Here is a 13535-nt window from a genome sequence, read left to right on the forward strand (position 1 = left end):
AGGCTCAAAGGTACATCTTTTCGATGGCTTCGGCATAGTGTTCGTTGATCACTCGCCTTTTGAGTTTCATCGTCTCGGTCAGTTCGCCCTTCTCCAGTGTAAAAGGCTCGGCGAGGAGCGTAATGTACTTCACCTTCTCGTAAGCAGCAAGCGAATCTTGTGCAGCCTCTATTCTGGCCATCATCAGGCGGTTGATTTCAGGATTTGCAGCCATCTCGTCCACAGCCATTGTCCGGGCCTGTTCAAGTCCCCTTTTGATGGCAGCCTGTCTTACCAATTCCCAATTCGGATAGACCAAGGCACTCACATACTTGAACCTGTCACCTATCACCGCTATCTGTTCGATGATGGGATCCTTGGTCAGCATCCCCTCAATCATCTGCGGAGCTATGTACTTTCCGTTGGCAGTCTTGTACAGGTCTTTTATCCTCTCCAGAAAATAAAGCGTTCCATCCGGATCCATGCGTCCGGCATCGCCCGTACGGAAATAGCCGTCAGGCGTGAAGGCTCCGGCAGTTTCCTCCGGCAGATTATAGTACTCGGACATGACGGACTCGCCCTTGACCAATATCTCGTTATTGTCCGGATCTATTCGGGCGTCCAGCCCCGGCATCACTTTGCCCATGGAGCCGATCTTGAATCCTCGCTGCGGATAGAAAGATACCGTGGCAGTCGTTTCGGACAGACCATATCCGACAATGATGGGAATGTTTACGGACTGAAGGAAGATGTTGATCTCATCCGATAGCGGTGCTCCGGCCGTGGGGAAATAACGCCCTCGCTGTAGTCCCAGTACGCGCTTGAGCAGGGTAAAAATAGTGCAGTTGTAAAAGGCATATTGCATACTCAGAAGCAGTGGCGCACGCTTCCCCTCATTCCAATAGTCGAGACGATAGCGTTGGCCTACGGCCATAGCACGCCTGTAGACACCTTTCAGGATGCGGGGAGAGGAGGCCATCTTCTCATTCACGCCCTGATACACTTTCTCCCAAAAGCGTGGCACGTTGCACATGAGTGATGGGCGTATCTGAGGTAGTGCCTCCAATACCTTCTTCGGATCTCTCAAGATAGCAATCCTCGTTCCCGTCGTCAGGCAAAAAAGCGTCCATGCCTTTTCGAAAATATGACTCATCGGCAGGAAAGCTATCGACAGCTCGCCCGGCCCATAGACGGGGATATGCTCGCTATGGACTTTCATCTGATACATCAGATTGCTGTGCAGGAGGAGGACGCCCTTGCTCCTACCGGAAGTGCCCGATGTATAGATGATCAGTGCCGGATCGGAAGGAATGGCTTCGCGAGAAGAGACTTTGACCTTGGTCTCGTTCGGCATGGAATCACCCAAACGAACAAATTCGGAAAAGTATTTCGAAGTCTTATCCTCCGGATTGAGCACCACGCGCTCATCGAATACGACTATGCGCTTTAGCGTACCATATTCTTTCTGTACCCGATAAGCATTGTTGTATTGGAACTGCTCTCCGACAAACAGTGTCTCCATGGATGAATCCTCCACGATGAACCGTAACTGTTCCGGTGAGCTTGTGGCATACAAAGGCACTACTACACCCCGCATGGCGAAGGCTCCCAACTCGGTATACAGACAGTGTACCATATTGGGGGAATAGATACCGATTCGTTCCCCCGGTTCCAAGCCGATCTCGGCTAATGCTTTCGCAGCATTCATGACGCCGGCTGCAAATTTGCTCCAGTTGATATTGCGCCACTGTTTGCTTTCGCGATCGTAGTACTTGATTATAGTCTTGTTTGGGGATTTTTCAGCCTGTCGCTGAGGCAATTCTGCCGGATGATAGATAGTGACCGCCATCATAAAATCGATATTTTGTCGGCACCTGTTTTATAGCTGCCGTTTCCGAGCACAAAGGTAGTCTTATTTGTATATTGTTTGACCAGATCAATGTACGGGGCAAGACAGAACAAATCGGAGGATTCGGATGTAGCTTAATTATACCGAATTTGAACCTCTAAGGCTTTCGTTTCGATATACGATTCTGCCACTTTTCTTTCCTGTTTTCAGGCAGTTGATCAAGATATTCCAATGCCTTTTCGCTATCCTTCTTGCCATACCAATATACGCTAACCAAAATTTCTATCAGTCTGCTATCTTTTGGTTTGATAGTAAGTCCCTTTAGAGCAAAGTCAATACAATCATCAAATTTTCCGAGAGTATCTAAAGTGCGACATAACCCATCGTAAGATTGGATGTTATACTGGTTAATCTCAATGGCAGACCTATAATAGTCCACTGCAGATTCCAAATAAACAACATTTTTATACCCTCCCCAAGCCCGATAGGTCTGTGCCAACTCATTTATGGCTCTATAGTTTTTATTATCGGCTAAGGGTTTGAGTTGCTCTACAGCCTGTTCAAATTTCGCATTCCGCTCCTCTCCTTCAAGTTCATTTGCCCAACTACGATAGAGAATGCCTAACTCATTCTTAGAGGGGATATGTCCCTCTTGAGACAGAGGTAGAAGCACCGATTCGGCTCGGCTATAATAGCCGATGCGTTCATCTCGATTAACCAGATCACCCCAACTACGATAGAGAATGCCTAACTCATTCTTGGCTGCCACATTACCCTCTTGAGACAGAGGTAGAAGCACCGATTCGGCTCGGCTATAATAGCCGATGCGTTCATCTCGATTAACCAGATCACCCCAACTACGATAGAGAATGCCTAACTCATTCTTGGCTGCCACATTACCCTCTTGAGACAGAGGTAGAAGCACCGATTCGGCTCGGCTATAATAGCCGATGCGTTCATCTCGATTAACCAGATCACCCCAACTACGATAGAGAATGCCTAACTCATTCTTGGCTGCCACATTACCCTCTTGAGACAGAGGTAGAAGCACCGATTCGGCTCGGCTATAATAGCCGATGCGTTCATCTCGATTAACCAGATCACCCCAACTACGATAGAGAATGCCTAACTCATTCTTGGCTGCCACATTACCCTCTTGAGACAGAGGTAGAAGCACCGATTCGGCTCGGCTATAATAGCCGATGCGTTCATCTCGATTAACCAGATCACCCCAACTACGATAGAGAATGCCTAACTCATTCTTGGCTGCCACATTACCCTCTTGAGACAGAGGTAGAAGCACCGATTCGGCTCGGCTATAATAGCCGATGCGTTCATCTCGATTAACCAGATCACCCCAACTACGATAGAGAATGCCTAACTCATTCTTGGCTGCCACATTACCCTCTTGAGACAGAGGTAGAAGCACCGATTCGGCTCGGCTATAATAACCGATGCGTTCATCTCGATTAACCAGATCACCCCAACTACGATAGAGAATGCCTAACTCATTCTTGGCTGCCACATTACCCTCTTGAGACAGAGGTAGAAGCACCGATTCGGCTCGACTATAATAGCCGATGCGTTCATCTCGATTAACCAGATCACCCCAACTACGATAGAGAATGCCTAACTCATTCTTGGCTGCCACATTACCCTCTTGAGACAGAGGTAGAAGCACCGATTCGGCTCGGCTATAATAGCCGATGCGTTCATCTCGATTAACCAGATCACCCCAACTACGATAGAGAATGCCTAACTCATTCTTGGCTGCCACATTACCCTCTTGAGACAGAGGTAGAAGCACCGATTCGGCTCGGCTATAATAGCCGATGCGTTCATCTCGATTAACCAGATCACCCCAACTACGATAGAGAATGCCTAACTCATTCTTGGCTGCCACATTACCCTCTTGAGACAGAGGTAGAAGCACCGATTCGGCTCGGCTATAATAGCCGATGCGTTCATCTCGATTAACCAGATCACCCCAACTACGATAGAGAATGCCCAACTCATTACGAGCTAAGATATTGTCCTCGGCCTTCAATCGTAACAATGTGCGCTCTGCTTCCTGCATATTATGTTCCCTACGCTCAATAATAGCTTCCTGCAGGAGTAAGTAGTTGTTTCCCTTAAATTTGTCCAACCCTTTTTTCAGGACATCTCGAGCCTGATCACTATCACCAATAATACAGTAGAGTACAGCCAGTTGATGAAATACGGCGGGATTATTGGATCCCCTTTCAAATTTGCAGAATGTTTCTAAAAATCTGATTGATGACTTAATATCATTGGAGAACAGCTTTTTTACATCAGAATTGGCAAAGAAGAGCTGTAATTTCGTCTCGTAATTTTTTCTACCATCTTCTGACCCGCATAATGCATGGTAACCGGCAAGCTCTAAGGCCTCAATATCACGTTCTTTGCCAAACTCATCAAGATAATAGGCCATATAGATATCATGCGTATGTGGTCGTTCGCCGGCTTCGACACGAAGCGTATCGGAAACCATTGGATGCAATGAATAGAAAAAATTGTCACCGGACTTAGTATAGCGAATAAGAGCCGTTGTTTCCTGTTCCTTTTCAAAGACACCGAGGTCACCATCCATCAGTTTGCACAAAAGAATCCTGGGAACCTCTTTGGTAGCCAAAGAAAGGTCGAGGAGCAGATCCTTTGTAGCTTGGCTTGGACACCGGGAGTAACTCCATAGAATCAGGTTTTTCAATTGCTGTACAGCTGAGAGGTGAGAATTGGTGAGATAATTCTCTACATCAAAAGAGTCATAGATATGAGGCTTTGCCAATATGTCCAAAAAAAGAATAACAGCGATTGGATACCCTTGTGTAATACGCCAAATACGATCTCTATCATTCTGTAAAAGAGGCTTGTATCCCATGCTTTGGATGTAATCATCCACTAAAAGGTCAAAAGCATTTTTATCCAAGTAATCGATCCTGATCGAACTTGCCACCAAATTCCTTGGAGGCTGTTCTCTTGATATAATGATTACTTGGTTATGCCTTCTCAATTCGAGCAAGGTTTCTCTAACGGACTCCGAATGAACCAATTCATGAAAATTGTCAAAAACAAGTATTTCATCGATATACTTTGCACGATCCACAAAATCACGATGAATAACACCTTCCCTATCATCCTCCTGAATATACCCCAACCCCATCTTATCGGCCAAAGTGCGTAGGGAAGTAGTACCATGATACCCTATATCGTAGTACAGGTATGGTCGTCCGACCTTTTGGAGGGCCTGGCTAATCAAATGAGTCTTGCCTATTCCACCTTCACCATACAGCCAACGCAGCCCCGGATCATTCTCCTCCATGAATTGGACAAGCTCAGGCATAAGGCCTTCTCTCCCGAAACAAGGTCTGTCCGACGCACAAATATTTTCCGAACAGGCACGGTGCTTAGCCACTTTCTTGACTAAATCTGTAATTAGGCAAGGTACTTGATTGAAATCATTAACATGAATAGGTATTAGATATTCTCTTTCAAGATTATTTTCTATGTGTTGGAGAATAAAGTGCTTCTTATCACTCTCTATCTTGTCTCGAAACCCATCCACATACTTTAGAATACGATCGATGTGTATATCGCCATCGAAGCCCCCATAACCGATAAAGAAGAATCGATAATTCGTAGCCAAATGCTTGAGAAAAAATGCTGCACATGTCTCTGACTCTACCTGCTGAGCATTGTAAACTTGACGATACTGGTCCTCAAACACCACGCACCCATTAGGATCTTCTACAGAGCCGTGCAAATGCCAAAGGAAACTCCGATGCCGTTCTTCACCGATAAGCACTTGATATTTGGTTGTTAGATGAGGCAGTATGATATGACAATCCGCCCACCCCACTGTTTTATCCATGGCAAGATCATAATTCGTAGTAATTACTTTCTTGCTCAGCAGCCAAATTTGCTTGAAAGGAGTGTAACAAGGATCTTGAAGATCATCTTTTCTTAACTGAAAAATCTGTGGAAGCTTATTTAGTAACTGCTCTTTGGAGTCTTTCAATAGCTCTATAGAGTCTATGAGACTTTGTTTTCCTTTGGAAAGATTTTCTTTAAATGTCTGTAGCTCCTCTAAATTGGATTGAAAATGAATCTCAGCTAATTGCTCAATCAATTTAGTCCAACATGGGAAGCCCAATCCCGCAGAGTAACCTGCGCCTATCCAGATTACTACATGCCCTTCTCTCAGAGCATCGACTAATTCGTTGTATTCTTGGCTATAATTTCCTTGTTCATCTTGCCATAGGGAGGGAGATATAATATTGGGCACACACATAGGAGTTCTGAGTTACTGAGTTATAAACAAGAAAGTATTTTATGGAGTATTAAGCAAATATATACAAGAATTTCAAAAAACAGCCCTGTCAATAAAACCATAAAACGGACTTTCTCAAACGAATAATTAAGCCTTGCTCTTTCGGGCCTGTCATTTTTCGCTACCTTTGCAGCGTCTGACAAGCCTCTCTTTCATGGAATGGAAAGACGGATAGGACTAAAGCAAGCGTTTTCTTGCTGAATACAAGTAGATTCAAAGATATATTGTACAAAAAATGATTGCACGATTAGAGACTTCGGCTTTTGCTATTAGTACATACTTGGCAGCAAGTACGACTACCCAACTCTCCTGCTTTACGCCTGATAATGATCCGATATGCCACAAGGATTTCGGACAAAGGGGCTTACTATGCTATGACGAGTAGAGTGGAATAAGACTTCGACACCACCTCAAACTTATAAGGCACCCACTCGATTCAGCTACGAATCGAATGGGTGCTTCTTTTATTTCAGCTCCCGAATCGGCCTTTTTCATCCTGCTATTTATATATAAATCATTTACGATCTATATATTTATAGAAAACGATCTGTATATTTATTGCAAATGATTTATATATAAATCGTTTCCAGATCTCTTTTAGATCAAAACTCAAACTGAAAAAGTCCGTTTTCTCATCTCTTCGACTTCAAAATCCGCTTCCATTCTGGTGCTTATTTGGAATCATTCCAAACTCATCTTCGTTGTTGAAAACTTTTTTGGCTCGTATTTGGGTATTGCGAAAACATAAAGGAGAATTGCAAGCCAAAGAGATAAAAAAGCATAAAGAAGTCGCATTCACAAGGAAAAAGAAAGCTCAAAGACCTTAATTCTGCATATAAAATCGACAACCAGTTGCATTATGCCCTCCGATAAAGAGCTATGCAAGAAAACGACCTCAGAATACCGTGTTATTGCCTATTGAAGGAGGTATCGAAAAGCCATTATCCTTTAATCGCACATAAAAAAACAACGAGGTGGAATGATTTTTATCAGGTTTGGGCGAAAATATCTGCAAAAGACAATAAGATGACCAACAAATGGCAAATCCCTGAAGAGAATCTTTGGAATATCAAAAAAAATCATGAATATTGCAGTTGAATATGCATATTGCGATCAACAAACCGCATGCTTACCCGGAATATCAATCAAATGAAATAGATTCACATAGGAATTACAATCAATAATATTTGAAGCTATTAATACTACAAATAGCCTTGATGAATTTCTTAAAAAAAGAACCGTTTAAAATATTCTCTATGATTTATCTGCTGTTAGATACAATAACAAACCGTGCCGGTACAGAACGCGCCGTGATCAACTTGGCTAACAACCTGCATGCCAATGGTCATCGCGTATCATTAGTCAGCGTTTGTACAAAAGAAGGAGAGCCTTCCTTCCAAGTAGAAAAAGGAATAGAAGTCCACCATCTCGGAATTAGGCTTTATGGCAATGCATTAGCCCGTAAAACAGTATATTTCAAGGCTTATCGAAGGATAAAAGCCCTATACAAGAAGCGTGAACCGGTTTTATTGATAGGGACTAATATTTTTATCAATACAATTTTGTCTCAGATCAGTAACAGAGGCAGAATATTTACGATCGGATGCGAACATATCTCTTATGATATTGCCCGCCCTATTACAAAACGCATAAGGGGGTTTCTGTATTCAGGGCTTGATGCCGTTGTAGCACTGACAAAAAGAGATCAGCAATCATTCGAGGCAATCTTACGTGGACGCTCTAAAGCATATGTCATACCCAATCAAGTTTCATTTACTACAGTCCAAAGAGATGCTACTACTCACAAACAAATGTTGGCGATTGGCAGGCTTACCTACCAGAAGGGTTTTGAGTTCATGATAGAAGATGCATCACGAGTGCTGCGAGAAAGGCCTGATTGGAAGCTTATCATAGTCGGAGATGGCGAAAATGAATCGATGCTACGTAAAGAAATTGCATCTCGCAATATGGAGTCGCAAATAGAAATACATCCATCTACACCGGAAATTCGCAAATACTACGAATCATCTGCTATTTATCTAATGACGTCCCGTTTCGAAGGACTACCAATGGTACTTCTCGAAGCAGAAGCATATGCACTACCTATAATCTCATACGATTGTCCGACCGGCCCGAGGGAACTGATCGAAAACGGTCGCAATGGTTTCCTTGTGCCAATGGAAGCACATGAAGACTTCGCGGATAAGTTACGCTTATTGATGGATGATGAAACTCTTCGTAAGAAAATGGGACAAGAATCAGAGTTGATGGTCAAATCTTACTCTCCGGCAAATATCTATGAATGTTGGAAGAAACTATTCGTCGAAATCGGCTACATGAATTAACTCTCGTTTTATATCTGAGCGAATTATGAATAAAAGCCCTCGTGGAAATTTTCACAGATCATAAAAAGTTCTATTTCAGATTTTTACAATACGATAAGCGCACCTCTACTTAGGAATTGATCCGGAGAAAATCCTTATGAGAATGAGACTTAAGGAGATTAAAGAAATCGGAGTAAGCTTTAAGGCTAAGAGAAACCAAATATCAGACGCCTTTCAAGGTATTTATTCGAAGAATTTGGTCAGAGTACTGTACTTGATACCGGAATGTGTACATTCCAACCATCGACATCGTATTTTCCTACATAATGAAGAATTTGCTACCTTTGGAAAGGTAGGCCGAAACGGCATTCTACCGGCCATAGACAAAAGCATATTCATCATGAACAATTTCAAGTTTAAGAATCCTACCGAACTTATCTTCGGACAAGGGATGATCAAAGAGCTACCCAAACGAGTGCCGGCCGGTGTTCCTGTCTTAGTCACTTTCGGTAGCGGTAGCGTTCGATACAATGGCGTATACCGGGCCGTAAAGGATGCACTTGAGGGCTATGATTTGGTGGAATTTTGGGGTATTGAGTCCAACCCCAAAATAGAAACTCTTCGGAAAGCCATAGCCATGGGCAAAGAACATAATTGTCAGTTCGTTCTCGCCGTCGGTGGCGGTTCGGTAATAGATGGCAGTAAGCTGATCGCAGCAGCCATCCCCTACGAAGGAGATGCATGGGAGCTGGTACTCAAAGGTTATAGCCGAGACACGATACTCCCACTTGGAACGGTGTTGACCATACCGGCTACAGGATCGGAAATGAACAGCGGGGCTATTATCTCGAGGGAGGAGACGAAGGAGAAGCTCGTTTTCCGAGGCAATTTTCCCGTTTTTTCCATCCTCGATCCGGAGGTGACCTTCAGCCTTCCTCCCTATCAGATAGCTTGCGGGCTGGCTGACAGCTTCGTCCATGTCATAGAACAGTACATAACGACTCCGGGCCAAAGCCGTCTGATGGATCGATGGGCGGAGAGCATTATGCTTACGCTGAAAGAGATTGCCCCTCTGATCCGTGAGAATCCGCACAGCTACGATCTGATGGCCGATTTTATGCTCTGCGCCACGATGGCACTGAATGGATTTATCGCCATGGGCGTCACACAAGACTGGGCTACACACATGATCGGTCATGAGATAACGGCACTGACCGGACTCACACACGGACACACGCTGGCCATAGTGCTACCGGGTACTCTTCGCACCTTGGGACACGATCACAAGCGGGAGAAGATGCTCCAATATGCCGAACGAATCTGGGATATAAAAGAGGGAACAGAGGAGGAGCGTATAGACGCAGCTATTGCTCGGACGGAGGAATTCTTCCGCGAACTCGGACTGAAGACCCGTCTGGAAGAAATGCACATAGGATCGGATGTGATAAAGGAAATAGAGCGTCGATTCATCGAACGAGGGGTCAGCTATGGCGAAGCATTGGATGTCGACGGGCCTATGGCTCGCTGCATACTCGAAGCATGCCGATAAACTTCTTGACAGATCTGTGATTAAACTCACAACAAAAAAGTGAATCCGATTGTTATAAGGACGGTTGCCAAACTCAGCACTGATTGCTATTATGGTGATACCGTGACTCAAAACATTAAAAACAATAAGTAAAGAACAATGAGAAAGATTGTAGTTACAGCCCTCATGGGTATCGGTCTCTTGGTAGGCACGACGGTAAATGCTCAAACGCAAAAGAAAGTAGAAACTGCTAAGACAGAACAAACGGTAAAGAAACAAGAGTGCACCCACCACCACGACAAAGCTTGTGATGCCAAGAAAGCCGGCGAGAGTTGCAAAGACAAGGCTAAAAATGCCAAAGACTGCTGTAAGGATAAGGCCAAGGATGCCAACGCAAAAGATTGTAGCAAGGACAAATCCAAAGACTGCAAAAAAAGTGACTGCCACAAGTCAGAAAAAGGCGAGTGCAAGAGCAAGCACGGCCACAAATCTTGCGAAGGCAAAGGCAAAGACAAAGCTCAAGCAGGAAATTGCCCACACGCCAAGAAGCACGAAAAGGCAACTGATAAGCAATAAAAAAGAGAGTCAAAAAAGACTCATTAAAATTATTGTTGCTTTTTAGCAATTTACAAAACCGATTGGAAGGACTTAATTCTCAGAGTTCGCCAATCGGTTTTTTATATATCTTTGTCCGCATAGCATTATAATTTTGACAAATTAAGCGGCAATAATAATTATGACTATCAGCAAGTTGTGCAATAGGATTTTCGGCGAGGCTATTCAGGCCTATAACGTCACTGACAGCGTAGATGCACCGTGCAACAATCCATATCGGCCTCAAACGATCGAGCATTATTTATTTTTGAAGAATTGGATCGATAATGCCCAGTGGCATCTCGAAGATATTATACGTGATCCCAACATCGATCCGGCTGATGCGCTGGTAATCAAACGCCGTATCGACAAATCCAATCAAGACAGGACGGATCTGGTGGAGTTGATAGACAGCTATTTTCTCGATACATACAAGGATGTGAAGGTACTGCCCGATGCTACGATCAACACCGAAAGTCCGGCATGGGCAATCGATCGCCTCTCGATACTGAAGCTCAAAATCCACAACATGCGCTTGGCTACGGAGCGTCCCGATGCCGATGATGCACACCGTGCCAAATGCCAGGAGAAGCTCCGAGTGCTTATCGAACAGGATGCTGACCTCTGCACGGCTATCGACCAGCTTGTGGATGATATTGCAGCCGGTCGCAAGTACATGAAAGTGTACAAGCAGATGAAAATGTACAACGATCCCACTCTTAATCCGATTCTTTTGGGCAAGAAGTAGAAAGCGACCGTTCCCCGCACTCATCATTCCTTCCTTACGGACAACTGCCGGTTCCCCGTTTTTTACCTTTCTGTCGTTCTCCCATGGCTCGATATCTGATAGTCCGCTTGTCGGCAATAGGCGATGTGGCAATGACAATACCGGTTTTGTATGCGGTAGCCAAGGCATACCCACAGCATAGTTTCACACTACTGACCCAGCCTTTCCTGACATCGCTACTAATCAACCCTCCGAACAATTTGGAAGGGATGGGGATCGACATCAAGCACGAAGAGTCTTCCTTGGTCGGTCTTCTTACCTATATCGGACGACTCAAGGATGAACAGTTCGACTATGTCATCGACCTGCACAATGTAATACGTTCCAAAATCATTCGCTTCTATCTTCGCTTTTTCGGAGTCAAAGGTTTCAGTCTGAAGAAACCGCGACTACAGCTTCGGCAGCTTACGGCTAAGCCACCCAAAAAGCCAACCCGATTGCCTTCCGTAATAGAACGATACGCTCAGGTTTTTCACAAAGCCGGACTTGAAATACATCCTCCCTACCCCATCCTTCTGAACGACTCCGGACATATCTCTACCGAACTGCCGATAGTGGAGATAGGCTCCGGACACCACCTCATCGGGATAGCACCGTTTGCCGGTCATGAAGCCAAGACATATCCGCCGGAAAAAATGCACGAGGTGGTACGTACCCTTGCCGAGAGAGACGATGTGCAGATTTTTCTTTTCGGGGGTAAGGGGAAAGAAAAAAACATACTGGAGCAGTGGGCAGACGAATCGCCACGCATCGTATCCGTTGCCGGTCTGCTGTCGCTGCCGGAAGAGCTATCTCTTATTCATGCCTTGCGCTGTATGGTTTCGATGGATAGTGCCAATATGCACTTCGCATCATTGGTAGGTACACGAGTTATCTCCATCTGGTGTGCCACGCATCCGGCAGCAGGATTTCTCGGATATGGTCAGCGTATAGAAGATTGTATCGGAGCAGACTTGGATTGCCGGCCTTGCTCCGTTTTCGGCAATAAACCCTGCTTCCGCAAGGATTATGCATGCCGTACTCAGATTGAACCTCAACTTATCATTAACAAAATAGTTTCCACACTTACTGATTTGAATTCAGATGAAACTGAGAATTAATAAGCTGATTAGCGATGCCGGACTCGGCTCTCGCCGCGAAGCAGAGAAATACATCACCGAAGGAAGAGTGAAAATCAATGGTCGAATCGCTCGCTTAACGGATTTGGTCTGCGAAAAAGACATTGTTCTTCTTGATGATATTGACATTCCTATCAAGGATCTCATTCGTGAAGAAATCTCCCTGCGCAAATATGAGGAACGGCTCGCTCCCTCCGCCTCCAATCAAGGCAGACAGGATGAAAAGCGAAAGAATCCGCGTCCTAAACAACACAAAGAGGTCCCGTCGCAACGCAATGCCGGGAAACCTCGTTCCGAAAGCAGGATTCGCAATCGTTGGGAAGAAGGTGATGAGGATGATTTTGACTTCGATAGAGGACGCGGTTTTCGGAAAGGAAATAGAAAGAACGACTCATCTGTAAAAAAATTCCGACACTAAGCAGAGCCTAAAAAGTTGAGGTTTAGAAAAAAGAAGGCGCAGACTCCTTGGATATAGGAGTCTGCGCCTTCGCATATTATTTCTTGTAGAAATCGTATCTGCGGTAAGACTGTTGCATGGGAGTTTCATTGAGCTCTTTTGCTGCAGAGCTGATTCTTAGTGTCTTCGGGAAAGGTCAAACCTCCGGTATATGGGCACCGAGCAAATAGAAATTTCACCAAGTTTCCATCAGAGAAGTACCCCTTTCCTTGTCAAATAAGTGAGAAATAAGGAATGATTGTAGGCCGTTTCTTGCTTCCTGCACGATGCAGGACGCGATTGTCAGCTGATTCTTGCTTCCTGCACGATGCAGGACGCGATTGTCGGCTGTTTCTTGCTTCCTGCACGATGCAGGACGCGATTGTCAACTGATTCTTGCTTCCTGCACGATGCAGGACGCGATTGTCAACTGATTCTTGCTTCCTGCACGATGCAGGACGCGATTGTCAACTGATTCTTGCTTCCTGCACGATGCAGGACGCGATTGTCAGCTGATTCTTGCTTCCTGCACGATGCAGGACGCGATTGTCAACTGATTCTTGCTTCCTGCA

The 13535-nt window shown here is 44.8% G+C and carries 8 protein-coding genes and 1 pseudogene; 6 read left to right on the top strand and 3 right to left on the bottom strand.

All coding sequences use genetic code 11. The annotated features are described in order from the left end of the window. Positions 1 to 4: 4 nt before the first annotated feature. The 3 genes and pseudogenes from PGN_RS05980 to PGN_RS12395 all read right to left on the bottom strand — a co-directional run. On the bottom strand, positions 5 to 1831 hold the full coding sequence (locus PGN_RS05980) for an AMP-dependent synthetase/ligase (RefSeq protein WP_012458135.1): 1827 nt from the start codon (positions 1829 to 1831) through the stop codon (positions 5 to 7). A 154-nt stretch (positions 1832 to 1985) separates the two neighbouring features. Then, positions 1986 to 5189, bottom strand: coding sequence for a hypothetical protein (locus PGN_RS05985; RefSeq protein ID WP_231845231.1), 3204 nt, complete (start codon positions 5187 to 5189; stop codon positions 1986 to 1988). Between the two features lie 177 nt (positions 5190 to 5366). Then, a pseudogene (locus PGN_RS12395) lies at positions 5367 to 6137 on the bottom strand (SIR2 family protein); the annotation flags it as partial. A gap of 1226 nt (positions 6138 to 7363) precedes the next feature. Between PGN_RS12395 and PGN_RS05995 the strand changes: the two are divergent. The 6 genes from PGN_RS05995 to PGN_RS06020 all read left to right on the top strand — a co-directional run bounded on the left by PGN_RS05995 (position 7364) and on the right by PGN_RS06020 (position 12945). Further along, the gene (locus PGN_RS05995; RefSeq protein WP_230846995.1) at positions 7364 to 8521 is read left to right on the top strand and encodes a glycosyltransferase family 4 protein; all 1158 of its coding nucleotides are present in this window, start codon (positions 7364 to 7366) and stop codon (positions 8519 to 8521) included. A 379-nt stretch (positions 8522 to 8900) separates the two neighbouring features. Continuing rightward, positions 8901 to 10049 carry an iron-containing alcohol dehydrogenase gene (locus tag PGN_RS06000; RefSeq protein WP_012458141.1) on the top strand — a complete coding sequence of 383 codons (1149 nt, stop codon included), beginning with the start codon at positions 8901 to 8903 and terminating at the stop codon, positions 10047 to 10049. Between the two features lie 138 nt (positions 10050 to 10187). Beyond that, positions 10188 to 10604, top strand: coding sequence for a hypothetical protein (locus PGN_RS06005; protein WP_012458142.1), 417 nt, complete (start codon positions 10188 to 10190; stop codon positions 10602 to 10604). A gap of 160 nt (positions 10605 to 10764) precedes the next feature. Then, the gene (locus tag PGN_RS06010) at positions 10765 to 11370 is read left to right on the top strand and encodes a DUF4254 domain-containing protein (RefSeq protein ID WP_012458143.1); all 606 of its coding nucleotides are present in this window, start codon (positions 10765 to 10767) and stop codon (positions 11368 to 11370) included. Between the two features lie 83 nt (positions 11371 to 11453). Beyond that, positions 11454 to 12509 carry a glycosyltransferase family 9 protein gene (locus PGN_RS06015; protein ID WP_004584373.1) on the top strand — a complete coding sequence of 352 codons (1056 nt, stop codon included), beginning with the start codon at positions 11454 to 11456 and terminating at the stop codon, positions 12507 to 12509. Continuing rightward, a complete protein-coding gene (locus PGN_RS06020) occupies positions 12493 to 12945 on the top strand; it encodes a S4 domain-containing protein (protein WP_012458144.1) in 453 nt (150 codons plus the stop codon). Before PGN_RS06015 ends, PGN_RS06020 begins: the two co-directional genes overlap by 17 nt. The last annotated feature ends 590 nt before the right edge of the window (positions 12946 to 13535 follow it).

It is taken from the genome of Porphyromonas gingivalis ATCC 33277, from assembly GCF_000010505.1.
GTDB classification, from domain to species: Bacteria; Bacteroidota; Bacteroidia; order Bacteroidales; family Porphyromonadaceae; genus Porphyromonas; species Porphyromonas gingivalis.